The organism is Mycobacterium sp. SMC-19, assembly GCF_045310815.1.
GTDB lineage: Bacteria > Actinomycetota > Actinomycetes > Mycobacteriales > Mycobacteriaceae > Mycobacterium.
Genome location: NZ_JBJIAM010000004.1, coordinates 166,357 through 190,091 on the forward strand (window position 1 = coordinate 166,357; position 23,735 = coordinate 190,091).

Consider the following 23,735-nt stretch of genomic DNA (forward strand, 5'->3'; position numbering starts at 1 on the left):
TCTCAAGAGATCAGCGAGGCCCACAGCTCGCCGAGTTCGCCGACCACCTCGTCAACCAAGGTGCTGAAGTCGGCCGCCGCCGGTGCGTCCGTGTCGAGCCATGGGAAAGCCGGGATGTAGGTGCCGCCGGGCAGGAACGGATTCAGCATCACGTACCACGACGTCGCGAGGTCGATCAGCACCTGGAAGACGTTGGGCATCGACACCAGGGGGTGGTCCGATGGGTCGGCAGTCAAACTGGTCCAAAAATCCGCCCACGGTTTGCCTAAATCCAAGGTGAACGTCGTCCCGGCCCACGGATAGACGTCCGAGCCGTCAGAGCCGATCGCCGTACCGGGGAAACCCAACGCACCGTCGACCGCGCCGTGTGGGTCGGTGATTGTGGGCCCCTCCGTCGGGAAGGTGTAGCCGTTCAGCAGCTCCGAGATCGGCACTCGGCCATAGCCTTGGAGCAGCGCCATCCAGCCGTCGAGACTGCAGAACATGGTGTCGCACGCGGTGTGGGTCGGCATTTCGGCCTGCAGAAACCCGATCAACTGCTCACCGAGCGGCTTCGAGAGCGCCGGAATGGGGACCAGCATGTCGACCAATGCCTGGATTCGCTGCGGGTCGCCGAGATCGATACCCCAGATGTTCGTCTCGCTCGGGACCAACCACGGTCCGCTGAAGAACTGCGAATAGGCGAACGCGTCGATGGCCCTCAGCGCGTTGGCCGGGACGTTGATGATGGCGTAGAGCAGGTTCAGCGGAACGTTGGCCAGATCTCCGTCAGCAGTCAGCTGCACGGCGACTCGTGAAGTCGTGATCTCGGGTGTGGCAGGGCTGGCGGTGATCAGACCAGCAGCAACCAACAGCACATTGGCGATCGCAGCCGGCCGCGTCAGGGCCTGCATGATTTCTCCTTGACACTAAGTACTGCGCGCACGACAAAAGCGCGCGGCAAAGCGCGCGACAGTGAGAACAGCGCACGGCGCTGAGAACAGCGCGAGACGACAGGAACAAACGCGGAACAATAGGAACAACGCGGGGCGACAGGACCAACGCGTGAGTAAGCCTACCCTAAGTAGCTATCGGCGAGTTGAGTCGCTCGCGTGGGCTACCCCACGCCACGGCTTAGCCAGGACACCTCCGCGCCGTCGCCGCCGTGGCGGTAGGCCTCCAGCGCCTCATCCCAGGCCGAGCCCAGCACCGTCTCCAGATCCGCAGCCAGCGCGTCGGCGCCGGCGGCCATCAGCGTGCGCAGGCGGTTCTCCCCGACCATCACGTCGCCATTGGCGCTCATCGTCCCGCTCCACAGACCGAGCTGCGGGGTGTGGCTGAACCGCTGGCCGTCGACCCCGGAGCTGGGGTCTTCGGTGACCTCGAAACGCAACACCGACCAGGAGCGCAGGGCGCTGGCCAGCTGCGCGCCGGTGCCCACCGGACCGACCCAGTTGACCACGGCGCGCAGCTGACCCGGCATGGCCGGTTGCGGCGTCCAGTTGAGCTTCGCCTGGCCGTTGCGGGCACCCAAAGCCGAGGTCAGTGCCCACTCCACATGCGGGCACACCGCCGCGGGCGAGGCGTGGATGTACACCACGCCGCTGGTCACGTCGGCGAATTGATTCGTCGCGCGCATCAGTTGCTCCTTCGGATCCACGAGGGACGTCTTCCCCAACGACCTGGCGGTACCGAATTTGAGCAGTGTTGCTGCAGAAACTGGAGTGTATTCAGTGTTGTATGTGTCTATTGTGCCTTGTGTGACGCCTGTTGGCTAGTCCCCGCTGTACGCGGCTACCACGGCATCAGACAGCTCCGGCCAGCGGTCGGTGACCCAGTCACCGAAGTCGCGGTCGGTGAGCACCACCAGCGCCCGCTCGATCGCCGGATCAGCCCAGATCAGAGTGCCTGACTGCCCGAAGTGACCGAAGGTCCGCGCCGAGTTGGTGGCGCCGGTCCAATGCGGTGTCTTGCCGTCCCGGATCTCGAAGCCCAGCCCCCAGTCGTTCGGCCGCTGCGGCCCGTAGCCGGGCAACACGCCGTCCAGGCCGGGAAACTGCACGCGGATGGCCTCGGCGTGTAGCTGGGGCGACACCGTCACCGGCGCCAACAGGTCGGCGGCGAAACCAGCCAGGTCGGCCACCGTCGATGTGCCCCCGAAACCGGCCGCCGGCGCGCCCCCGTCGAGTCGGCTGGCCGTCATACCCAACGGCTCGAACACCGCCTCGGTCAGGTAGCGGCCGAACTCGATCCCGGACTCGCGCTGCACGGCGGCGGCCAGCACCGCGAAGCCGTGGTTGGAGTACACCCGCCGCGTGCCGGGCGGGGCCAGGATCCGATCGGAGTCCGGCGAAAGCCCGGAAGCGTGCGCGAGCAGATGGCGCACCGTGGCGCCCGGCGGGCCGGCCGGGGTGTCCAGTTCGACGGCCCCCTCCTCCACCGCGACCTGCACCGCCCGCGCCACCAAGGGCTTGGTCACCGACGCGAGACGGAACGGCCGCGCGGTGTCGCCGTGGGTGGCCAGCACCCCATTCGGGCCGATGACGGCGGCGGCCGCGTGACCGACCGGCCAGTCGTCGAGGGCGGCGAGGGGGGACATCGCAGGCCAGCCTAAGCGGGGGTTGCAAGCGCGGCGAAGCCGGTCACCGCCATCAGCTACCGGGGCCGTCGAACCCAGTCGCCGCCCGGACTGCCTTGCGGTGGCCGGTCGCGCTGCAGCCGAACCAGCGCTGGCAGGACCGGCTGAGCACGCTCTGCTCGGCGTAGCCGAGTTCGCGGGTCAGGTGCGCCAGGCTGATGTCGGTGTCGCGCAGGTACCGGTGGGCGGCGTCGCGGCGGACCCCGTCGACCAGGGCCGCAAACGTGGTCTCCTCGGCGGCCAGCCGTCGATGCAGTGTCTTGGGATGCAGGCCGAGCTGACCGGCGATCAGCTCCAGGTTCACGGTGCCGGTGGGCAACAGCTGGCGGGCGATCGCGCGCACCGACGCCGCGATGCCCGCCGATTCGGCGGTGATGCCGCGCAGGTAGCTCACCATGGCCTGGTGAGCGTGGTCGTCCCGGTGCAGGGGGCGGTCCAGATCGACGGTGCGAAAGGTGAACCCGGCGACCGGCTGGGCGAAGTAGGGCCGGCAGCCGAAATAGGCCAGATAATCGCGCACCGGGGTGAGCGCCTCGTGCGGAAGGTGCACCGACAGCGGCGCGTACGGGGCGTCGAACATCATCCGCATGATCCCCAGCGAGACCCCCAACGACAGCTCGGTGGTCTGCGGATGCGGCGGCGACCGCTCGATGAGCACCTCGAACGCATAGAACGATTCGGCGGCATCCGCGCCCGGGATGATGCGCGCCGAGATCGCTGGACTGTAGGCGGATAAGAACCGCTCCACGATCGAGAACCCGCCGCCCACGGTGGCCGCGGTGCGTGCGGCCACACCAAGCGGCCCGAAGTTGCCGATGTCTTGACGCAGCGCCAGCCGGCGCCCGAAGTCGCGGCAGGCGGTGGCGGTCGCGGCATTTTCCACGGCCAGGATCACCGCGAGGTACGGCACGAACACCTCGTGAGTGCCGACCGCACCGTCCGGCACCCCGGCTGCCCGCAGCAATGCCCCGGGATCACCGCCGAGCTCGGTGACCAGCTCCGGGTATCCCGACAGCGCGGTGCCGCGCACCACCGACATGTCCGCAAATATCAAAGAAATGTCCGCAGATGTCAAGACTTCGCCCGTCTTGCGAGACATGCTGGAACGGCATTCGGCGGAAAGGAATACCCGTGAGCTTTGACACCGTGATCCGTGGCGGCCGGTGGTTCGACGGCACCGGCGCGCCGTCGGCGATCCGCAATATCGGCATCCGCGACGGACACATCGCCTCGATCTCGGCCGAACCGCTCGACGAGACCGGCTGCGGCCAGGTGATCGACGCCGCCGGCAAATGGGTGCTGCCCGGACTGCTCGACATCCACACGCATTACGACGTCGAGATACTCCTCGCGCCCTCGCTGTCGGAGTCGGTGCGGCACGGCGTGACCACGGTGCTGGTGGGCTCGTGCTCGCTGTCCACCATCCACGTCGACGGTCAGGATGCCGGCGACCTGTTCGGCCGGGTGGAGGCCATCCCGCGCCAGTACGTGGTCGACACCATCGACGCGCACAAGACCTGGTCGAGTTGTGAGGACTACATCGCCAGCCTGGAGAAGCTGCCGCTCGGCCCCAACGTGACGGCGCTCATCGGACATTCCGACATGCGCGCCGCGACCATGGGATTGGACCGCGCAACCCGCTCCGATGAGCGGCCCACGGCTGCCGAGCAGGCCCGAATGGAACAGATGCTGGACGAGGCATTGCAGGCGGGATTCGTCGGAATGTCTTCCCAACAGCTGCTTTTCGACAAGATGGACGGCGACGTCTGCCGCTCACGCACGCTGCCGTCGACGTACGCCAAGCCCAGGGAATTGCGCCGCCTCAAGTCGAAGCTGCGCCGCAGCGGACGGATTCTGCAGGCCGGTCCGGACGTCAAGAATCCATTCGACGTGGTGTCGCAGCTGGCGCAGGCCCTGGGGATATTCCGCCGACCGCTCAAGACCACTCTGCTGGCCGCCGCCGACGTCAAGAGCAACCGGCTGGCGATTCCGACCATCATCAAGACATCGCGCATGCTGAACAAGCTGGGCGCCAACTTCCGCTGGCAGCACCTGCCGGTGCCGTTCGAGGTGTACGCCGACGGCATCGATCTGGTGATCTTCGAAGAGTTCGGCTCGGGCGCCGAGGCGCTCCATCTGCGGGAGTCGCTCGAGCGTGACGAGTTGATGCGGGACGAGTCCTACCGGCGACGCTTCCGCAAGGACTACGAAAACAAGTACGGCCCGCGGGTCTGGCACCGCGACTTCTTCGACGCCGAGATCGTCGCCTGCCCCGACCCCTCGGTGATCGGAAAGTCCTTCGGGCAGGTCGGTGTCGAGCGCGGCGGAGTGCACCCCGTCGACGCCTTCCTCGATCTCGTCCTCGAGCACGGTACTGCCCTGCGCTGGCACACCACGATCTCCAATGACCGGCCCGAGGTGCTCAAGACACTCGCTGCCGAACCCGGCATCCAGATCGGCTTCTCGGACGCGGGCGCGCACCTGCGCAATATGGCGTTCTACAACATGGGCCTACGGCTGCTGCGCCATGTCCTGGACGCCCAGCAGTCCGGGCAGGCGTTCTTGTCGGTCGAGCAGGCGGTGCACCGGCTGACCGGTGAACTGGCCGACTGGTACCGGGTCGACGCCGGCCACCTGCGTGTCGGCGACCGGGCCGATGTCGTGGTCATCGACCCGGCCCACCTCGACGACAGTCTGGACGCCTACGCCGAGGAGTCCTTCGACCAATACGGCGGGATGTCACGCATGGTGAACCGCAACGACGAAGCCGTCAGCGCCGTACTCGTCTCCGGGAAAGCGGTCGTCCTCGACGGTCAGCCCACCAGCGTGCTCGGGACGCAACGCACCGGAAGTTTCCTGCGTGCCGACACCCGCACTCCGGCTGTCGCCGCGCAAGCCCCGGTGCCGGCACCGGGCGCCACACCGGCAACATAGGGTGACCCCATGAGCCAGACAGTGCGCGGTGTGATCTCCCGTGAAAAGGGCAAGCCGGTCGAGGTGACCGACATCGTCATTCCCGAGCCCGGTGCCAACGACGTCGTCGTCGCCATCACGGCCTGCGGGGTGTGCCACACGGACCTGACCTACCGCGACGGCGGTATCAACGACAGCTACCCGTTCCTGCTGGGCCACGAGGCCTCCGGCACCGTCGAGTCGGTGGGATCGGCGGTCACCGCGGTCGCGCCCGGCGACTTCGTGATCCTGAACTGGCGCGCCGTATGCGGACAGTGCCGCGCCTGCAAGCGCGGTCGCCCGCACCTGTGCTTCGACACCTTCAACGCCTCGGTTCCGATGACCCTGACCGACGGCACCGAACTCACCCCGGCCCTGGGCATCGGGGCGTTCGCCGACAAGACCCTGGTCCACGAAGGTCAGTGCACCAAGGTCGATCCGAGTGCTGACCCCGCGGTGGCCGGACTGTTGGGCTGCGGCGTGATGGCCGGTCTGGGCGCCGCGATCAACACCGGCGCCGTCACCCGCGACGACACCGTCGCGGTGATCGGGTGCGGCGGCGTGGGCGACGCCGCGATCGCCGGCGCGGCCCTGGTCGGTGCCCAGCGCATCATCGCGGTCGACACCGACAACACCAAGCTGAACTGGGCGCGTGAATTCGGCGCCACTCACACCATCAACGCCCGCGAACTCGACCCGGTGGAGACCATCCAGGATCTCACCGACGGTTTCGGTGCCGACGTGGTGATCGACGCGGTCGGCCGCCCGGAGACCTGGAAGCAGGCCTTCTATGCGCGGGATCTGGCCGGAACCGTTGTGCTGGTGGGAGTTCCGACTCCGGATATGCAACTGGAGATGCCGCTGATCGACTTCTTCTCCCGCGGCGGTTCGCTGAAGTCCTCGTGGTACGGCGACTGCCTGCCCGAGCGCGACTTCCCCACCCTGATCAGCCTTTACCTACAGGGCCGGCTTCCGCTGGACAAGTTCGTCTCCGAACGCATCGGGCTGAACGATGTCGAGAAGGCGTTCCATCGGATGCACGGAGGCGAGGTACTGCGGTCGGTGGTGATGCTATGACCTCCGGCGGCCAGATCCAGCGGGTCATCACGCACGGCACATTCGAACTCGACGGCGGCAGTTGGGAAGTCGACAACAACATCTGGATCGTCGGTGACGATTCCGATGTGGTGGTCTTCGACGCAGCCCACGACGCGGCACCGATCGTCGAAGCCGTCGGCGGGCGCAACGTGGTGGCGGTGGTGTGTACGCACGGGCACAACGACCACATCACCGTGGCACCCGAGCTGGGCCGAGCGCTCGACGCGCCGGTGCTGCTGCACCCCGGCGACGACATGCTGTGGCAGATGACGCACCCGGACAGCGACTTTCGGTCCGTAGCCGATGGCGACACGCTCACTGTCGGAGGCTTGGAGTTGCGGGCGCTGCACACACCCGGCCACTCACCGGGCTCGGTGTGCTGGCATGCACCAGACCTGGGCGCGGTATTCAGCGGCGACACACTGTTCTGCGGTGGCCCGGGGGCGACCGGACGCTCTTTCTCGGACTTCCCGACGATTCTGGAGTCGATCTCCGGGCGGCTCGGCGAACTGCCCGCCGACACGGTCGTTTACACCGGACACGGCGACAGCACGCGCATCGGTGACGAGCTGGTCCACTACGACGAGTGGGTGGCGCGCGGCCACTGACGATGCACCGCGAGGAACGAGCGGTGCGGAGGAAGGGGCCAATCGAGCCCGGCCACTGACGATGCGCGGCGAGGAACGAGCGGTGCGGAGGAAGGGGCCAATCGAGCCCGGCCACTGACGATGCGCGGCGAGGAACGAGCGCGAGGAGGAAGGGGCCAATCCAGCCCGGCCACTGAGCTCAGTGCCCGCGCAGGATGCGCCGTTTCTCTTCGGCGAACTCCTTCTCGGTCAGCGCTCCGGAATCACGCAGCGCCGTTATGGTTTTGAGCTGCTCGATACGGATGCCTTCACCCTCGGGAACGAACCGGTCGCGACTGGTCTCCGCTCCGCTGACCACCGTCCCCACCGGGTGGCGGCCGCGGCGGGCCGCCAACAATCGGCCTGCGATCAGATCCACCAGCCCCAGCACGAAAATCACCGGAAACACCCAGAGCAGCGTCGAGTGGCCGGCGGGCTTTCCGAACGCCAGTCGCGGAGCGATGTAGGCGCCGACCTGCCCGTCGGTGGCGACCTGGTAGTCGCCGGCCTCGGCCACGTAGATCCGCCACAACCGCCGCCGCGCGTCGTTGTTGACCGTGGTGGTCATCCCGATGCTCTCCTGGAACTCCGGGTCGGGCGCGCCATCCGGTGGCGTCACCGTGATGCTGATCGGCGGGACCGGCAGCCCGCCACCGGTGGGACTGGAGATGACCCGGGTGTGCAGATTCACCGTCACCTCGCCCGCCGGCAGATGCACCCGGCCCTCGCCCGGAATCGGCACCTCGCCGTAGGCGTCATAGCGGTCCAGCACAAAGACGTTGAGAATCAACGCAACCACGAAACCGATCACCCCGACGGTCATCAGGCCGGCCGCCACCACGACCGGAATGCGCCCGATCGCACGCTGCGCGCTCACCCACGGAAGTGTGCCACGGATTGCCGATACCGCTACCGTCGGTGGTGATATCGATGACGGTCCGCCCGGGGTCGGAGGTGCCCATGCCAGAGTCGAGCATCGTGGTCCGCCCCGAGCCCGGCGGCGCTCCCTCGAGCCGGTTGCAGGCCGCCGGGCTGGCCCACGCCACCGGCGTGTTCGAACAGCTCGCGGCGACCGTACCGCTGCCGGCCGCGCCGCGTCCGATCGTCGTCGCCGACTACGGCGCCGCCACCGGCTACAACTCACTGCTCCCGATCGGTGCCGCCATCGCTGCCTTCCGCCGACGCACCCGGGCCGACCATGCCGTGTTGGTCACCCACACCGACCTGCCGGACAACGACTTCACCGCGCTGTTCACCACGCTGGCTGAGGATCCCGACAGCTACCTCCGCAAGGACACCGCCAGCTTCCCCTCGGCGATAGGCCGGTCGTTCTACGCCCAGATCCTGCCGTCGCAGAGCGTCACCCTGGGCTGGACATCCTGGGCCACCATGTGGCTGCGCCGGCCCGCAGGGGAGCTACCCGAATTCGCCGACCACGTCCATGTCGAACACAGCGACGACGACGCCGCGCGCCGCGCCTACGCACGCCAGGCCGCCCAGGATTGGCATGACTTCGTGGCGTTCCGCGGCCGAGAACTGAGTCCCGGCGGCAAGCTGCTGGTGTTGACCGCAGCCGTCGATGCCGCGGGCCGTTCGGGCTACCGGCCCCTGCTCGACGCGATCGTGGCGGTTCTCGAGGAGCAGGTGCGCGAGGGCGGACTGACCCGTGCCGAGGTCGCGCGCATGGCGATCCCGGTGCTCGGCCGCAGCGAGAAGGAACTTCGGGCACCGTTCGCCCCAGCCGGCCGGTTCGAGTCGCTGACGATAGAGCGACTGGAGGTGTTCGACGCCGAGGACCGGTTCTGGGACCGATACCTGCTCGACGGCGATGCGGTCGCGCTCGGCACCCATTGGGCGGCCTTTGTCAGCGCCGCCGTCTTCCCCACCCTGGCCGCCGCGTTGACCGGCGGCCCCGACGATCCGCGTGCGCCCGACTTCGTGCGTCACCTGGAAGCCGGCGTAGCCGCCAGGCTCGCGAGCAATCCGCAGCAGGTGCAGATTCCGCTCGCGCTGATCGTCCTCGCCAAGCAGCGTTAGGGGCTGACCGGGTTCTCCGTGGATTCCGGAGCCGGATTCTCCGGAACCTCCGGCAGGGTCGGCGCAAGGGGTTCGGGGCTGGGCGCGGACGCCGGTGGCGGCTCGAACGTCGGCGACGGCGAGGTGGTGGTGGTCGTCGTCGACACCGTGGTCAGCACGCTGGAGCCCGTCCCGCTGTCGGCAGCATGCCGCAGCACCAGCACGGCAATCGTGCCCAGCAACATCGCGACCAGCGCAGCCAGGATCACCACCGGGACCGGCCGTCGATACCATTCCCCGCCGCCCCCGCCGATTACCTCAGGTTCCGGTGTGGCGGGCTGGCGCGGCGCAGGAGGAGCCGGACGAGCCGGCGGAGGGGTCACCAACGGTTGCGGCCCCGCATCCGGGACGCTTTCGGCGGGCGGCGGCGGGACGTGCTCGGGCGGCGGGGCCGACTCGGGGAACTGTGTCGGTGCCGCCGGCGGCGGGGTCTTCTTCGGGATGGCCACCACATTGCCGGCGACACTCAGCGCAGCGCCGATGGCGGCCGTCAACTGTGGTCGTGGCGAGCTGATTACGGCGACCCCGAAGCGTTGTGACAAACCAGTCGTGACCGTCGGCATGTTCGCCCCGCCACCGACCGACACGATCGCCGAGAGCGCATCGGGAAGAATCTCGTTGTCGTCCAAGATGTTCTGCAGGACCGTGAAAAAGCCCTCCAGCGGCTGACGCAGGGCCTCGTCAAGTTCTACGCGGGTCAACCACACGCCGCCGTGGAAGCCCGCGAGTTCGGCCACCGTCTCAGATGACAGCTGTTCCTTGGCGTCCCGGCACTGGCTGCGCAGCCGGGTCAGCGACCCCACCGTCGGCGGCCCGTCGTCGTTACCACCGAGATCGGCAACCACGTGGTCCAACAGCGCCTGGTCGATCACGTCTCCGGAAAAGACGGTGCTGCGCCGGGTGGAGCCGATCGGTTCGAAGCCGCGGCCGGCGTCGACGAGAGTGACGTTGGTTCCACTGCCCCCGAAGTCGCACACCGCGATGATCCCGTGGTCTGGTAGACCCGGATTCGCTTGCAACGCAGTCAAAGCCGCCGTCGTATCGGAGATCAGCGACACCGGATGCTGCGCCCACTCCGAGACCCGTCCCAGCGCGGTGCGCAGCGCGCCGACGGCGTCGCGTGACCAGTGCGCAGGATAGGTAACCGCCACTGCGGGCGGTATCGGACGTCCCTCGGTCACCGCGTAGGCCAAGGCATGCAAGCCGTCAGCAAGCAATTGCTCGGCGCGGTGGGTAGATCCGTCGCTGGCCACCACCGGCCCACCACCACCGACGCGGTCAACGAAGTCGGTGACCACCAGTCCGCGGTCGTGCAGTTCGGAACTCACCGCGGAATTCTCCGAGGGCATGCCGATTTGGGATGGCCGATCCCGGAACAACGTCAGCACGGGCCGACGGGTGATCGCGCGATCGGCGGTCACCGCCGCCAATGTGGTCGCCCCGACGGACATCCCCAACGCGGGGCCTGTCTCTTGCGCCATGCTGTCCCATCCACGGTGTCATCCGGTGGTCAGAGCGCACCGGTCCGCGCAATTTTATCGATGAATGTCCGATATACCCGGTATTGCAGCGCTGTTGGTGCGGCGGAGAAGTCGCACTGAGGCCTACTTCCGGCGCCTAGCATCTGGTCCTATGCGGGCGCCGAGCCACGGTGCATCCCGCCCGGCGTTGAGTGCCTGGCGGTTCGTCACGGTGTTCGGCACCGTCAGTCTGCTGGCCGATTTCGTCTATGAGAGCGCCCGTTCCATCACCGGGCCCCTGCTGGCGTCATTCGGCGCGACCGGCCTGGTGGTCGGCACGGTGACTGGAATCGGGGAGGCCGCCGCGCTGGGCCTGCGACTGGTGTCGGGGCCGCTGGCCGATCGGACCCAACACTTCTGGGCCTGGACTATTGCTGGATACGCCCTGACGGTGCTCACCGTGCCACTGCTCGGTGTAGCCGGCACGCTCTGGGTCGCCTGCGCATTGGTGATCGCCGAGCGGGTCGGCAAGGCGGTCCGCAGCCCCGCCAAGGACACCTTGTTGTCGCACGCGACCAGTGTCACCGGCCGCGGCCGCGGCTTCGCCGTGCATGAGGCGCTCGACCAGGTCGGTGCGGTGATCGGTCCGTTGACGGTGGCCGGGGTGTTGGCGCTCACCGGCGGCGACTACGCCCCGGCGCTGGGGGTGCTGGCGTTGCCCGGTGCCGCGACGCTGGCGCTGCTGGTCTGGCTGCGGCTGCGAGTCCCGGACCCCCGGGACTACGAGCGCTTTGCGCCGGCGCCGGCCCAGCCGGCGCGCGGCGAGGCCGGGCAGTTGCCGGTGGCCTTCTGGCGGTACTGCGGTTTCATCGCGCTTACGATGACCGGTTTCGCGACCTTCGGCTTGGTGTCGTTTCACCTGGTCACCCACGGTTTACTGCCGGCCGCCGCGGTCCCGGTGCTCTATGCGGCAGCCATGGGCGCCGACGCACTGGCGGCGCTCGCCTCGGGGTGGTGCTACGACCGGTTCGGCGGCAACGTCGTGCTCGCACTCCCGATTCTGTCGGCTGCGGTCGCGGTGTTCGCCTTCTCCGGCAGCGTCGCCGCGGTGGTGGTCGGGGCGCTGCTGTGGGGTGCTGCGGTGGGCATCCAGGAGTCGACGCTGCGTGCCGTGGTCGCCGACTTGGTTGCCCCTGGGCGTCGAGCCAGTGCCTATGGGGTGTTCGCCGCCGGGCTGGGCGCGGCCGCCGCGGCGGGTGGAGTGCTGACCGGTTGGCTGTACGACATGTCCGTCGACGCGCTGATCGTGTCGATCCTGGGGATTCAACTGCTCGCACTCACTGTCGCGGGGGCCTCCAAAGTTTGCTCGGGAGGCAATCTCCGGCCCTCATCTCGCTGACACCCGACGGCCATCGACCGGTAACCGGAGGCTGCATGGGCGCCGATCTCAGTTGTGACTCAGATCTTCGACATGAGCCACTCAGCATGCACCACAACAGTCGGTCAGCAACCGCCGAATATATTCACTGCCTGGGGTGTCTGCTGCACACGAGGCGCTTCTTGTGCCACCATGTACCGGTGAACCCACGTCGGATCCTTCGTTCCCTCGGTGTTGTTCTGGCCCTGACTTGGCTGCTGCACAGCACCGCCGCCACCCCTCCCCCCGCCTTCGCGGAGCCCTGTCCTGATGTCCAAGTTTTGTTTGCTAGAGGTACCGATGAGGTACCTGGCTTGGGCGAGACCGGGCAATCATTCGTCAACTCGCTGCGGGCCCGATTGCCCGAGCGGCCCGTGGACGCCTACGCCATCGACTACCCGGCCACCAATGACTGGCCGACAGGCATTCAGGGCATCCGCGACGCCACCACCCACATCGAGGCCACGGCGGCCAATTGCCCCAAGACCAAGATGGTGCTCGGCGGCTTCTCGCAGGGCGCCGCGGTGATGGGCTTCGCCACCGCCAGCGTCATCCCAGACGGGGTCGAAGGGGTCGATATACCACGGCCGATGCCCCCGGAGGTCGCGGATCACGTCGCGGCCGTGGTGCTCTTCGGAACCCCGAACGAGCGGGCGATGAACTTCCTCGGCCAGCCGCCGTTGGCCATCGGCCCGGCATACACCGCCAAGACCATCCAGCTGTGTGCGCCCGAAGACCCGGTCTGCTCCGAAGGACTGAACTTCTCCGCGCACGCCCCCGGCGCCTACGACGGCATCGCGGACGAGGGCGCCGCCTACGCGGCAAACCGGCTCTAACCACTGTGTTCGTTCCGCACGGCCGACTTTGCGGTTTGCTGATTCGCGACCCGCAGACCAGTGGCAAAGGCGGGACATGTCAGCATTCAAGGATGAGTTTGCGTAACACTGTTCGCGCCTTCGCCGCCGCGGTGATGCTCACCGGAACACTGGTGGCCGCGCCGGTGGGCCTGCCCGCCGCAACCGCAGAGCCGTGCCCGGATGCCGAAGTGGTGTTCGCCCGCGGCTCCGGTCAGCCCGTCGGACTCGGTGACGTCGGTGAGGCTTTCGTCGGGTCCCTGCAGGAGCAGCTGGCAGGCCTGAACGTCAACGTCTATCCGGTCGAGTACCCGGCGAGCACCGACTACCGCAACAGCGCGGTCCTCGGTGAGAGTGACGCCACCGCCCACATTCAGGGCACGGTCGCCAACTGCCCCAAGACCAAGCTGGTGCTCGGCGGCTACTCCCAGGGCGCCAGCGTCATCGCGATGTCCAGCAATGCGCTGCCCGCTGCGGTCGCCAACCACGTGGTCGCGGTGGCACTGTTCGGCCCGCCGTCGAGCCCGTACTCCACGTCGTTGTGGGGTGGCCCCCTGCCGGTGCTCGCCTCGTCCTACCGCCCGAAGGCCATCGACTTCTGCCTGACAGGCGACATCTACTGCGAGGACAGCGGCAGCGTCGTCCCGCACCTGATGTACGTGCAGGACGGCAAGACCGTGGAGGCCGCGACGTTCGTGGCGAGCCGGGTCACGGCCGGCCAGAGCGTCAACTAGGCCGAAGCGGTCAGAACAGCGTCGGGATCCGCGCATCGATCAGATGCGGCCCCGGCTCGGCGACGGCGCGCCGGAACTGTTCGGCAAGCTCCTCGCAGGTGGTGGCCACCGTGGCCGGCACCCCGAATCCCTCGGCGATCTTCGCGAAGTCCATATTCGGCCGCGACAGGTCCAGTAGATCGTTTGCTTTCGGGCCACCACCTTCGGCGCCCACCCGAGCCAGCTCCAGCCGCAGGATCGCGTACGAGCTGTTGTTGATCAGCACCGTGGTCACGTTCAGGTTCTCGCGCGCCATCGTCCACAACGCGGAGATGGTGTAGGCCGCGCTGCCGTCGGCTTGCAGCGCGATCACCGGCCGGTCCGGTGCGGCCACGGCCGCCCCCAGCGCGACCGGCAGACCCTGCCCGATCGCCCCGCCGGTGAGCGTGAGCACGTCGTGGCGTGGTGCCCCGGCGGTGGCCGCGGGCAGCATCAGGCCCGAGGTGTTGGATTCGTCGGAGATGATCGCGTTGTCGGGCAGCAGTGCCCCGATCACCTGCACCCAGTTCTGCGGGGTGAGCTGACCGGTCGGGAGCTCGGGGCGGGCTGCGGGTGCCGGACGCGGCTGCACGCCGGCGGCCACCGCTTCGGCCAGCTGCTCCAGTGCGGCCACCACGTCGGTCTCCAGCCCGGCCAGGTTGTGCACGACACAGCCGTCGGGAACCAGGTCGCTGGCCTTGCCGGGGTAGGCGAAGAACGACACCGGCGCGCGGGTGCCGGCCACCACCAGGTGCTTGATGCCGTCGAGTTGGAAGGCGGCCTGCTCGGCCAGGTAGCCGAGCCGGTCGATCGCGGGAACCCCGGCGCCGCGGACGAGCCGGGCTGGGAAGGTCTCCACCAGAGCCCGAGCCCCGGTTGCGGCAACGATCCGGTCGGTGGCCTCCAGAGCGCGCACATCGGCGACGGCGGGCCCGCCGATCAGGATCGCCACCGGCTCACCGCTGCCCAGCACGGCGGCGACATCGGCGACGGCCTGTGCGTCGGGGGCAGCAGCGGGGACCGGGTCGACGGGCCCGGCCGCCTGCGCGCCGTCCTCCCACGAGATGTCGGCGGGCAGAATCAGGTTGGCCACCTGCGCCGGGCTGGACATCGACTCCGCGACCGCTTCGGCGGCATCGCGACCGACGTCATCACCGGAGTTGGTGCGGCGCACCCAGCCGTGAGTCCAATCGGTCAGCGGTTCGATGTCGGATTCCAGCGGCGCGTCGTACTTCTTGTGGTAGGTGGCGTGGTCGCCGATGACGTTGACCACCGGCACGTGCGCGCGGCGGGCGTTATGCAGATTGGCCAGGCCATTACCCAGGCCGGGCCCCAGGTGCAGCAGCGTGGCAGCCGGCTTAGCGGCCACCCGGGCGTACCCGTCGGCGGCGCCGGTCACCACACCTTCGAACAAACACAGCACCCCGCGCATCTGCGGCACCGAGTCCAAGGCGGCCACGAAATGCATCTCGGAAGTACCGGGGTTGGCGAAGCAGACCTGCACCCCGCTGTCGACCAAGGTGGCGATCAGGGCCTGTGCTCCGTTGGTCATGTGACTGCCTTTCTTGCCGAGCACCTAAATATGCGGGACGCGCGCGATCTGCTGCCTATAGAAGCACGCCGGGATTGAGGATCCCGGCGGGGTCGAAAGCGTCCTTGATCCGGCGCATCAGGGCGATCTTGACCGGGTCCTCGAGCTCCAGGAAATGCTGCGTCTTGACCCGTCCCAGGCCGTGCTCACCGGAGATGGCGCCGCCGAGAGCCATCGCGGCCGCGAAGATGTCGTGCAGCAGCCGGTGACGGACCTCGTCGTCGGCGCAGAACACCGCCAAGTGGACGTTGCCGTCACCGGCGTGTCCGCAGCCGACCACACCGGCACCCACGTCCTGGGCCAATTCTTTTGCCTTGGTCAGGAACTGGTGCATCTCGGCCCGCGGGACCACAACGTCGATGACGTCGTGGGCACCGGCGGCCTTGGCCGTCCAGAACGCCTTCTCGCGGGCCTCGATCAAGGCATGCGCTGAATTGCCTTCCAGCACATAGACATCGTCGGCGCCGAGTGAGGCCAGCAGTTCGCCCACCATGGCCACGTCGTCGTCGAGGCGCGCACGGTCACGGTTCTCCACCCCCACCACCAGGTAGGCCTCGGCGGTCTCACGCACCGCGTCGGGGATGCCCAGGTTCAGGTTCTGCGAGTAGCTGATCGCGGCCAGGGTGAGCTTGTCGACGTATTCGAGAATCACCGGGTCCACCCCGCTGCGCACCACCGCCGGCACCGCACGCATCACCGCGGGCAGATCGCAGAACGGCGCCAACAACGTGGCGGAGTGCCCGAGCCGTGGGTAGAGCCGCACGGTGACCTCGGTGGCCAGCGCGCAGGTGCCCTCCGACCCGATGATCAGCTGGGTCAGGTCATAACCGGTGGACAGCTTGGTGATTCGGCCGCCGGTGCGGATCAGCTCGCCGGTCGGCAACGCAGCCTGCAGGCCCAGCACGTTGTGCCGCGTCACCCCGTACTTGACCGCGCGCATACCACCGGCATTGGTGCCGACGTTGCCTCCGACACTGGCGGACAGCTCCCCGGGGAAGACGGTGTACATCAGCCCCGCCTCGGCCGTCGCGGTGTCGAGGTCGGCCAACGTCACGCCCGGCTGCACCACAGCAACCTGATTGTCGGTATCGATCTCCAGGATCGCGTTCATCCGCTCGAAGGAGATCAGCAGACCGTCGGCGCACGGCCGCGCGCCGGCCGACATACCGGTGCCTGATCCGCGGGCGGTCACCGGAACCTTGGCTTCGGTTGCCGCGGCCAGCAGCGCCGCGACCTGCTCGGCGGTCTGCGGGCGGGCCACGTAGCTCGGCATCACCGGCGCTCCGACCAGCGCCTCGTCATGCGCGTAGTCGGGGCCGATCTGCTCACCGCTGAGCAGTCCACCTGCTCCGACGATGTCAGTGAACTTCTGCGCGAGATCGCTGTCTAGCGTGGCCATCCGTCCCTACTTTCCAAATCCGGCGTCACGTAATGCCTGAGCCATCGATCCGCCTGCCGGTGCCGCGTCCCGGCGCCCGGCACTGTTACCGGGACGCCGCCCACGATTCTGCTTCGCGTTGTCACCACGCGCAGCCGGTTTGGCCGCCGGGCCGCGAGCGGGCTTGTCCGCCGGCTTGTCCCCCAGCCGCAGGGTCAGCCCGATGCGCTGGCGGTCGACGTCGACGTCGACGACCTTCACCTTCACCACCTGGCCGGACTTGACCACCTCGTGCGGGTCGGAGATGAAGCGGTCTGCCATCGCCGAGACGTGCACCAGACCGTCCTGGTGCACGCCGACGTCAACGAAGGCGCCGAAGGCCGCGACATTGGTCACCACTCCCTCCAAGACCATGCCCACCTTGAGGTCGCCCACCTTCTCCACTCCCGCGGCGAAGGTCGCCGTGGAGAACGCCGGTCGCGGGTCGCGTCCCGGCTTCTCCAGCTCGGCGAGGATGTCGGTCACGGTCGGGACGCCGAACCGGTCGTCGGCGAAGTCGCCGGGTTTCAGCGACCGCAGCACTCGCTCGTCGCCGATGATCTCGGCCAGCGACACTCCCGAACGGTCCAGGATCCGCCGGACCACCGGGTATGCCTCGGGGTGCACGCCCGAGGAGTCCAGCGGGTCGTCGCCGTCCCGGATGCGCAAGAACCCGGCGCACTGTTCGAATGCCTTGGGCCCCAAGCGCGGCACGTCAAGCAGGGCGGCGCGATTGCGGAAGGGCCCGGTGTGGTCGCGGTGCGCCACGATGGCTTCGGCCAACGACTCCGACACCCCCGACACCTTGGCCAGCAGCGGCGCCGAGGCGGTGTTGAGGTCGACGCCCACGGCGTTCACCGCGTCTTCGACCACCGCGTCGAGGCTGCGCGCCAGGGTTCCCGGTGTCACGTCGTGCTGGTACTGGCCGACGCCGATGGACTTCGGTTCGATCTTGACCAGCTCGGCCAGGGGATCCTGCAGCCGCCGTGCGATCGACACCGCCCCGCGCAGCGTGACGTCCAGATCGGGAAGCTCGTGCGCGGCGTAGGCCGACGCCGAGTACACCGACGCGCCGGCCTCGCTGACCATCGCCTTGGTCGGTGCGGGAGCGCCGACGCTCTTGAGGTCGGCGATCAACTCGGCGGCCAGGGCATCGGTCTCCCGCGACGCGGTGCCATTGCCGACGGCGATCAAGTCCACCCCGTGGCGAGCGACCAGTGCGGCCAGCGCCGCCTTGGCCTGGTCCCACTGCTTTTGCGGTTGGTGCGGGAAGATCGCGCAGGTGTCGACGACCTTGCCGGTGCCGTCGACGACGGCGACCTTCACCCCGGTGCGAAAGCCCGGGTCGAGGCCGAGTGTGGTGCGGTTGCCCGCCGGCGCCGCCAACAGCAGGTCTTTGAGGTTCTTGGCGAACACCGCGACCGCGTCCTGCTCTGCACGCTGGCGCAAGCGCATCCGGGCGTCGACTGCTGCCGAGAACGCCAGCCTGGTGTCCCATGCCCACCGCACGGTGTCGGCCAGCCAGGGCGTGGCCTGACCCGGTGCGGTCATGTCCACACCGAGAGACCTGGCGACCATCGCCTGGTAGGGCTCGTTGTCGCCGCCGTCGAAGGCCAGCGCCAGGGCGTCCTCCTTCTCACCGCGCAACACGGCCAGCACCCGGTGCGACGGCATGGTCTCCAGTGCTTCGCTGAACTCGAAGTAGTCCCGGAATTTTTGTGCCGCAGCACTTTTCGCGGCATCTTCAGAGCGAGGCATAGTCCGCAGCGAGCCCGCCGACCAGAACTTCTCCCGGATCGCACCCACCAGCTCGGCGTCCTCGGCGGCACGTTCGACCAGAATCGCGCGGGCACCCTCCAGCGCGGCTGCCGCGTCGGCGACCTCCTCACCGGTGTACTCCGACGCGAGCTGCCCCGGGTCCAGTGCGGGGTCAGCCAGCAGCCGGTCAGCCAGCGGCTCCAGGCCCGCCTCGCGCGCGATCTGCGCCTTGGTGCGGCGCTTGGGCTTGTAGGGCAGGTAGATGTCCTCGACGCGGGCCTTGGTGTCGGCCGACAGCAGCGCGGCCTTGAGCTCGTCGGTGAGCTTGCCCTGTTCCTCGATCGAGGACAGCACCGCGGCCCGCCGGTCGTCGAGCTCGCGCAGGTAGCGCAGCCGCTCTTCCAGGGTGCGCAGCTGGCCGTCATCGAGGCTGCCGGTGACCTCTTTGCGGTAGCGGGCGATGAACGGCACCGTCGCCCCCTCGTCGAGCAGCGCGACGGCGGCCGCGACCTGTCGTTCGGCTACTTCCAGTTCGTCGGCTAAGCGGGCATTCACCGGTTTGAGGGTCACGTTCGCGGTCACGCCGACGGACCCTACCGAACGCCGCTGACGATTCCTGGGGGCGGCACGGCGTACACCCGCCGTGCTACCTGGATGCCGACCAGATCCATAGCCGCGAGCTCAGGTATCGCGGCCCGAACCGCGAGAAGATGACACCGTGACGACCTACGCCGAGATCCGTAACAACGCCCCGCTGTGGCCGGGGGTGATGGACCGTTCGCTGCTCGGCAACCGGCAGGCGCAGGCCGCGTTGTATCTGGCCGACGTGGCCAAGCGGGGCAAGTGGAGCACGGTGATCCGTGAACTCGACCGCGGCGATCACGTAGTCGATGTAAAGGCCTGGCGGCCCGGGGGCAAGACCTGGCTGACCGTGCTGCATCAGGCCGGCTGGCACGGCGCGTCTGCAGACATCGCGTCCTGGCTGATCGAGCAGGGCGCACTGCGCTCACAACCAGACGCCGCCGGCCGCACCGCTTATGACCTCGCCGTCGAACACCAACGGCCCCCCGAACTGCTGGAAGTGCTGAGACCTCCGCCGGCGCCGCTGGACCGAGGCCGGGTTGACGCGCTCAACTTCCAGCTCACCGCCGTGATCGACGACCTGATCCAACACCTGTTCCGGGGTGGTGACCTGCGCCAGATGCTGCGCTATCCCCCGGTCGAAGTGCTGCATGAGCTGCCCGGACGGCAACTGTGGTTCCCGGTGCCCTACCTGTGGGGAGGATTCCGGGTCGGCCTGCGCGACAACGACATCGAACTGTTCGGCGGCTACCGAGAACTCGATCCGGTCGGTGATGTGCACGTAGCAACAGTCGGCTATCGCATCACGGCCGATGGCCCATCACAGGTCTACGAGGGCTACGAATAGCCACTGATCTCGCGTAACTTCCCCTTGGCGATCTTGCCGCCGGATGAGCGCGGCAACTCGTCGATCACGACAAGACGTTCCGGCAACAGCTCTTTGGACACCTCGAGCGCCAGTAGGTGCTCGACGAGTTCGGCCAACTCAAGGGTGCGTGTCCCCGCGCGTGCCGCATCGGCGAGTTCAACGTAGACGCAGACCTTCTCACCGAACACCTCGTCGCGCATCGGCACCGCGGCCGCCACCGCGATCGCCGGATGGGTCATCACCGCGTCTTCAACCTGGGCGGCGCTGATGTTCTTGCCGCCGCGCAGAATGAAATCCGACGTCCGGCCGGTGACGCTCAGGTAGCCGTCGGCGTCGATCTCGCAGATGTCCCCCATTCGCATCCAGCCGTCGACGGTGAACAGCTTGTCGTGATCGACCCCGTTGAGGTAGCCGAGGCTGGTGGCCGGCCCTCGGCAGGCGGGCTGCCCCCGGCCGGTGTCGGTCACGTCGGTGTTGCCGTGCTCTCCACCGAAGAGCCGGACCGCCATCTCCGGGACGATTCGCCCGCCGGTCCGCAGCCGACGCTCCAACGAGTCGTCGAGCGTGGTGGCGCTGAGCACCCCGGTTTCGTTGGAGCCGTAGAACTGCAGGATCTTGGCTCCGGTGAGCTCCTCGAACTCCGCGGCCGGCCGGTAGGGCAACGCCTCCCCGCCGGTGAAAACCACCCGCAAGGAACTCAAATCGAACTCGCGGCTGGCAGCATCTGCCATCATCATGGTCAATTGAGTGCTGACACAGCACAATACGGTGACCCGGTGCCGCGCTATCGCAGCGCATGTCGCGGCCGCAGTGAAGCGGTCCAGCAGGATCGCCGTGGTGCCGAGGTGGATCGGGCTGGTATGGCTGGTCCAGAGACCGAAGCCGAACGGAGTGGGAATGATCGGCAGGAAGACGTCGTCGGAGCTCAGCTGCCCGTTGGCGACGGCCAGCTGGTGAAAGTAATGCCAGCGATTCTGGGTGTGCACCACGCACTTGGGCAGCCCGGTGGTACCGGAGGTGGAGTTGATCAGAAAGACATCATCGGGGCCGAGTTGCGGTCCAGGTACACCGATTTCGGTGGCCAACCGTAGCTCATCGATACTGCGCGTCTCGATCTCGAGACCGCCGGCCGCGGCGTGCCGCTGCTCGTCGGTGATCAGCAGCTGGGCCTGCGATGCGGCCAGGATCGCGGCCACCTCACGCAGTCCAGCCCGTGCACCGATTCCGACCACGATCGCCCCGCAGCGCTCGATCGCCACGAACAGCACATGGATCCCCACGGAATCGCGATGCCACACCGCGATCCGGTCTCCGGGGCGTACACCGGTACCTGCCAAACGTGCCGCCAACTCCTGCGCCGCGGTGTCGAATTCCTGCCAGGTCATGCCCGCACCGAGATAATCCACGTAGGCGTCCCGGGCGGGCAATTGCTGGGCGTTGCGGCGCACCGCATCGGAGAGCGTGGCCTGCGACCACCAGCCGACCGCGTGATAGCGAGCGGCTTCAGCGGCGGTGTAAGCCGGTGAATTCCAGGCGGTGTCGGAAGACATCTCGCTTACCGCCCCCGATCGGTCGACTTCGTTCGATATCAGTAGATATCAGTAGATATAGTCTTCGCCGCTCGCTCGCACGGTGATGTCACTGATACTGATGCCCCAGGGCTGGTCGATGACGTGCACCACCGCTTCGGCGAGGTCTTCGGGGGTGATCAGCCAGTACTTCACCGAGTCGACGTCGGTCTGCTCGGGTTCCAGGGTGCCCTCGGCGAACGCGGTGACCGACCGCATGTAGCTCTCACCGCGGCTTCCGACGATCCCCATGATCGCGGCGCCGTTGACCACGCCTCTGCCGAGGTTGGTGCCCAGAACACCGGTCGGCTTGACCGTGGTGACCTTGATCTTTCCCTTCGCCTCGCTGCGCAGCGAGTCCGAGAGGACGGCGACCGCGGCCTTGGTCGCGCTGTAGACCCCCGAGCCGGCCACGCCGGCGTTGCCGTAGATCGACGAGATGTTGACGACGTGGCCGCGGCCTTGGGCGATCATCTGGTCGTAGACGGCCGAAATGCCGTTCACCACACCCTTGATGTTGATGTCGATCGCCCGGTGCCACTGCTGCCAGGCCTTCTCGTGATCGGCGAAATAGGCCAGCGGCATCACACCGGCGTTGTTGACGATGACGTCCACCGCGCCGAAGGTCTGCACCGCGTGCTGCACGGCGGCCTTCACCTGATCGATGTCGGTGACGTCGGCCACCTGATAGGTGCCGGACAGCCCAGCGTCGCGGATTCCGTCGAAGACCGCCGCGAGGTTCTCGGCACCGATGTCGACGCCGACAACGCGGGCTCCGGCGGCGGCGCACTTCTCGGCGATCAGTTTGCCGAAACCACCGCCGGCACCGGTGATGACGACGACTTTGTCCTGCAGGTGCTGCGACATAGTCGGCCAGTTTAGGTGGCCGCGGTCACCTCAGTTGCCACCGCCCGATTTGCTCGCCGACAGGCGGCGCGTTCGAACGCCCGGTAACGGGTCCGGAGGCTATGGTCACTTCGTGAAGCGTCGAACGGCACTGGGGCTCCCCCTTCTGCTGGCGGCGGGTCCCACGTTGAGCCGGCTCCCACTCGCCGGCGCGGACCCCGGCCGCTGGTCGATCGACCGGGTGAACCGCTGGTATCAGGCGCAGGGTTGGCCGGTCGGCTCCAACTACATCACCTCCACCGCGGTCAACCAGCTCGAGATGTTTCAGCCGGGCACCTTCGATCTGCGGCGGATCGACTCCGAGTTGGGCTGGGCCCGATCGGCAGGCTTCAACACCGTGCGGGTGTTCCTGCACGACCAGCTGTGGGCCGCCGATCAGCGGGGCTTCCAGTACCGGCTGGGCCAGTTCGTGGCCGTCGCCGCGCGCCACCGCATCAAGCCGATGTTCGTGCTGTTCGATTCCTGCTGGGACCCGCACCCCAAGGCCGGACCACAGCCGGCACCGCGAGTCGGCATCCACAATTCACGATGGGTGCAGAGCCCCGGCGCCGACCGGCTCGGGGACCGCAGCTACTACCGCACCCTGCATGACTACGTCACCGGTGTGATGACCCAGTTCCGGTACGACGAACGGATCCTGGCCTGGGACCTGTGGAACGAGCCGGACAACATGGCCCGCGAATACAGCGCCGTCGAACGGTCGGACAAGCTGGATTACATCAGTGACCTGCTGCCCCAGGTGTTCAATTGGGCCCGGTCGGTCGATGCCCGTCAGCCGTTGACCAGTGGGATCTGGGAGGGCTCGCGTCAGGGCAGCACGATCGTCAACACCCAACTGGGCAGCTCCGACGTCATCACGTTCCACTCCTACGACAAGCCGGCGACGTTCAGTGAGCGCATCGCCGAACTGGCGCCCCTGGGCCGGCCGATGATGTGCACCGAATATCTGGCTCGTACCCGCGGCAACACCATCGACGGGATTCTGCCGATCATGAAGCGCCACAATGTGGGCGCCTACAACTGGGGCTTCGTCGCCGGGCGAACCCAGACCTACCTGCCGTGGGACTCCTGGGACAACCCCTACACCGCCGAGCCGCAGACCTGGTTCCACGATCTGGTGCAGCCCACCGGTCGCGCGTACCGGAATCTGGAGATCATGACGATCAGCAACCTCACCGGCCGCTGACCAGCCA

20 protein-coding genes are annotated in these 23,735 nt (G+C 67.8%); 9 read left to right on the forward strand and 11 right to left on the reverse strand.

The window, feature by feature from the left end; translation table 11 throughout:
- Positions 1–2 precede the first annotated feature (2 nt).
- From ACJH5R_RS10885 to ACJH5R_RS10900, 4 genes are all read right to left on the reverse strand, one after another.
- Positions 3–893, reverse strand: coding sequence for a hypothetical protein (locus tag ACJH5R_RS10885; RefSeq protein ID WP_406758273.1), 891 nt, complete (start codon positions 891–893; stop codon positions 3–5).
- A 203-nt stretch (positions 894–1,096) separates the two neighbouring features.
- Positions 1,097–1,618 carry a DUF3145 domain-containing protein gene (locus tag ACJH5R_RS10890; protein WP_406758272.1) on the reverse strand — a complete coding sequence of 174 codons (522 nt, stop codon included), beginning with the start codon at positions 1,616–1,618 and terminating at the stop codon, positions 1,097–1,099.
- Between the two features lie 135 nt (positions 1,619–1,753).
- Complete coding sequence (locus ACJH5R_RS10895; protein WP_406781939.1) at positions 1,754–2,578, reverse strand: serine hydrolase domain-containing protein; 825 nt, start codon at positions 2,576–2,578, stop codon at positions 1,754–1,756.
- A gap of 52 nt (positions 2,579–2,630) precedes the next feature.
- Positions 2,631–3,656: an AraC family transcriptional regulator gene (locus tag ACJH5R_RS10900; protein WP_406781940.1), complete on the reverse strand. Its 1,026-nt coding sequence runs from the start codon at positions 3,654–3,656 to the stop codon at positions 2,631–2,633.
- A gap of 92 nt (positions 3,657–3,748) precedes the next feature.
- Between ACJH5R_RS10900 and ACJH5R_RS10905 the strand changes: the two genes are divergently transcribed.
- The 3 genes from ACJH5R_RS10905 to ACJH5R_RS10915 are packed head-to-tail and all read left to right on the forward strand — an operon-like array spanning position 3,749 to position 7,275.
- Complete coding sequence (locus ACJH5R_RS10905) at positions 3,749–5,551, forward strand: amidohydrolase family protein (RefSeq protein WP_406758269.1); 1,803 nt, start codon at positions 3,749–3,751, stop codon at positions 5,549–5,551.
- Positions 5,552–5,560: 9 nt separating this feature from the next.
- Positions 5,561–6,646 (forward strand): S-(hydroxymethyl)mycothiol dehydrogenase, encoded by a 1,086-nt coding sequence (locus ACJH5R_RS10910; protein ID WP_406781941.1) that lies wholly within the window; start codon positions 5,561–5,563, stop codon positions 6,644–6,646.
- Positions 6,643–7,275 (forward strand): MBL fold metallo-hydrolase, encoded by a 633-nt coding sequence (locus ACJH5R_RS10915; RefSeq protein ID WP_406781942.1) that lies wholly within the window; start codon positions 6,643–6,645, stop codon positions 7,273–7,275. The genes ACJH5R_RS10910 and ACJH5R_RS10915 overlap by 4 nt, the downstream gene beginning before the upstream one ends.
- A 178-nt stretch (positions 7,276–7,453) precedes the next feature.
- On the opposite strand, the gene ACJH5R_RS10920 is transcribed toward ACJH5R_RS10915, so the two are convergent.
- Positions 7,454–8,170: an SHOCT domain-containing protein gene (locus ACJH5R_RS10920; RefSeq protein WP_406781943.1), complete on the reverse strand. Its 717-nt coding sequence runs from the start codon at positions 8,168–8,170 to the stop codon at positions 7,454–7,456.
- Positions 8,171–8,253: 83 nt separating this feature from the next.
- On the opposite strand from ACJH5R_RS10920, the gene ACJH5R_RS10925 reads away from it, so the two are divergent.
- The gene (locus ACJH5R_RS10925) at positions 8,254–9,330 is read left to right on the forward strand and encodes an SAM-dependent methyltransferase (RefSeq protein WP_406758265.1); all 1,077 of its coding nucleotides are present in this window, start codon (positions 8,254–8,256) and stop codon (positions 9,328–9,330) included.
- On the opposite strand, the gene ACJH5R_RS10930 is transcribed toward ACJH5R_RS10925, so the two are convergent.
- Positions 9,327–10,850, reverse strand: a complete 1,524-nt coding sequence (locus tag ACJH5R_RS10930) for an Hsp70 family protein (protein WP_406781944.1) — start codon at positions 10,848–10,850, stop codon at positions 9,327–9,329. The genes ACJH5R_RS10925 and ACJH5R_RS10930 overlap by 4 nt on opposite strands.
- A 151-nt stretch (positions 10,851–11,001) precedes the next feature.
- Between ACJH5R_RS10930 and ACJH5R_RS10935 the strand changes: the two genes are divergently transcribed.
- The 3 genes from ACJH5R_RS10935 (at position 11,002) to ACJH5R_RS10945 (ending at position 13,834) form a co-directional block, all read left to right on the forward strand.
- Positions 11,002–12,228: an MFS transporter gene (locus tag ACJH5R_RS10935; protein ID WP_406781945.1), complete on the forward strand. Its 1,227-nt coding sequence runs from the start codon at positions 11,002–11,004 to the stop codon at positions 12,226–12,228.
- A 179-nt stretch (positions 12,229–12,407) separates the two neighbouring features.
- Positions 12,408–13,082 carry a cutinase family protein gene (locus ACJH5R_RS10940; RefSeq protein WP_406758262.1) on the forward strand — a complete coding sequence of 225 codons (675 nt, stop codon included), beginning with the start codon at positions 12,408–12,410 and terminating at the stop codon, positions 13,080–13,082.
- A 92-nt stretch (positions 13,083–13,174) separates the two neighbouring features.
- The gene (locus ACJH5R_RS10945) at positions 13,175–13,834 is read left to right on the forward strand and encodes a cutinase family protein (RefSeq protein ID WP_406758261.1); all 660 of its coding nucleotides are present in this window, start codon (positions 13,175–13,177) and stop codon (positions 13,832–13,834) included.
- A 10-nt stretch (positions 13,835–13,844) separates the two neighbouring features.
- On the opposite strand, the gene ACJH5R_RS10950 is transcribed toward ACJH5R_RS10945, so the two are convergent.
- From ACJH5R_RS10950 to ACJH5R_RS10960, 3 genes are read right to left on the reverse strand one after another with little or no spacing between them, the layout of a single operon-like run.
- Positions 13,845–15,404, reverse strand: a complete 1,560-nt coding sequence (locus ACJH5R_RS10950; RefSeq protein WP_406781946.1) for an acetolactate synthase large subunit — start codon at positions 15,402–15,404, stop codon at positions 13,845–13,847.
- A 55-nt stretch (positions 15,405–15,459) separates the two neighbouring features.
- Positions 15,460–16,842, reverse strand: coding sequence for an FAD-binding oxidoreductase (locus tag ACJH5R_RS10955; protein WP_406781947.1), 1,383 nt, complete (start codon positions 16,840–16,842; stop codon positions 15,460–15,462).
- A gap of 6 nt (positions 16,843–16,848) precedes the next feature.
- Positions 16,849–19,200, reverse strand: coding sequence for a Tex family protein (locus tag ACJH5R_RS10960; protein ID WP_406781948.1), 2,352 nt, complete (start codon positions 19,198–19,200; stop codon positions 16,849–16,851).
- A gap of 136 nt (positions 19,201–19,336) precedes the next feature.
- On the opposite strand from ACJH5R_RS10960, the gene ACJH5R_RS10965 reads away from it, so the two are divergent.
- Positions 19,337–20,047, forward strand: coding sequence for an ankryin (locus ACJH5R_RS10965; protein ID WP_406781949.1), 711 nt, complete (start codon positions 19,337–19,339; stop codon positions 20,045–20,047).
- On the opposite strand, the gene ACJH5R_RS10970 is transcribed toward ACJH5R_RS10965, so the two are convergent.
- Together ACJH5R_RS10970 and ACJH5R_RS10975 are read right to left on the reverse strand one after the other, a co-directional pair.
- Positions 20,038–21,618 (reverse strand): AMP-binding protein, encoded by a 1,581-nt coding sequence (locus ACJH5R_RS10970; protein ID WP_406781950.1) that lies wholly within the window; start codon positions 21,616–21,618, stop codon positions 20,038–20,040. The two genes, ACJH5R_RS10965 and ACJH5R_RS10970, sit on opposite strands and share 10 nt — an antisense overlap.
- Before the next feature lie 48 nt (positions 21,619–21,666).
- Positions 21,667–22,503 (reverse strand): SDR family oxidoreductase, encoded by an 837-nt coding sequence (locus tag ACJH5R_RS10975; RefSeq protein ID WP_406781951.1) that lies wholly within the window; start codon positions 22,501–22,503, stop codon positions 21,667–21,669.
- 112 nt (positions 22,504–22,615) lie between these two features.
- Here ACJH5R_RS10975 and ACJH5R_RS10980 point away from each other — a divergent pair, with 112 nt between their 5' ends.
- Positions 22,616–23,728 carry a 1,4-beta-xylanase gene (locus tag ACJH5R_RS10980; protein ID WP_406758254.1) on the forward strand — a complete coding sequence of 371 codons (1,113 nt, stop codon included), beginning with the start codon at positions 22,616–22,618 and terminating at the stop codon, positions 23,726–23,728.
- Positions 23,729–23,735 lie beyond the last annotated feature (7 nt).

What these genes read in the sequence shown, in the direction of transcription:
- ACJH5R_RS10885 (WP_406758273.1), bottom strand. Translation starts at nt 893, where the DNA reads ATGCAGGCCCTGACGCGGCCGGCTGCGATCGCCAATGTGCTGTTGGTT.
- ACJH5R_RS10890 (WP_406758272.1), bottom strand. Translation starts at nt 1,618, where the DNA reads ATGCGCGCGACGAATCAATTCGCCGACGTGACCAGCGGCGTGGTGTAC.
- ACJH5R_RS10895 (WP_406781939.1), bottom strand. Translation starts at nt 2,578, where the DNA reads ATGTCCCCCCTCGCCGCCCTCGACGACTGGCCGGTCGGTCACGCGGCC.
- ACJH5R_RS10900 (WP_406781940.1), bottom strand. Translation starts at nt 3,656, where the DNA reads ATGTCGGTGGTGCGCGGCACCGCGCTGTCGGGATACCCGGAGCTGGTC.
- ACJH5R_RS10910 (WP_406781941.1), top strand. Translation starts at nt 5,561, where the DNA reads ATGAGCCAGACAGTGCGCGGTGTGATCTCCCGTGAAAAGGGCAAGCCG.
- ACJH5R_RS10915 (WP_406781942.1), top strand. Translation starts at nt 6,643, where the DNA reads ATGACCTCCGGCGGCCAGATCCAGCGGGTCATCACGCACGGCACATTC.
- ACJH5R_RS10925 (WP_406758265.1), top strand. Translation starts at nt 8,254, where the DNA reads ATGCCAGAGTCGAGCATCGTGGTCCGCCCCGAGCCCGGCGGCGCTCCC.
- ACJH5R_RS10930 (WP_406781944.1), bottom strand. Translation starts at nt 10,850, where the DNA reads ATGGCGCAAGAGACAGGCCCCGCGTTGGGGATGTCCGTCGGGGCGACC.
- ACJH5R_RS10935 (WP_406781945.1), top strand. Translation starts at nt 11,002, where the DNA reads ATGCGGGCGCCGAGCCACGGTGCATCCCGCCCGGCGTTGAGTGCCTGG.
- ACJH5R_RS10945 (WP_406758261.1), top strand. Translation starts at nt 13,175, where the DNA reads ATGAGTTTGCGTAACACTGTTCGCGCCTTCGCCGCCGCGGTGATGCTC.
- ACJH5R_RS10950 (WP_406781946.1), bottom strand. Translation starts at nt 15,404, where the DNA reads ATGACCAACGGAGCACAGGCCCTGATCGCCACCTTGGTCGACAGCGGG.
- ACJH5R_RS10955 (WP_406781947.1), bottom strand. Translation starts at nt 16,842, where the DNA reads ATGGCCACGCTAGACAGCGATCTCGCGCAGAAGTTCACTGACATCGTC.
- ACJH5R_RS10970 (WP_406781950.1), bottom strand. Translation starts at nt 21,618, where the DNA reads ATGTCTTCCGACACCGCCTGGAATTCACCGGCTTACACCGCCGCTGAA.
- ACJH5R_RS10975 (WP_406781951.1), bottom strand. Translation starts at nt 22,503, where the DNA reads ATGTCGCAGCACCTGCAGGACAAAGTCGTCGTCATCACCGGTGCCGGC.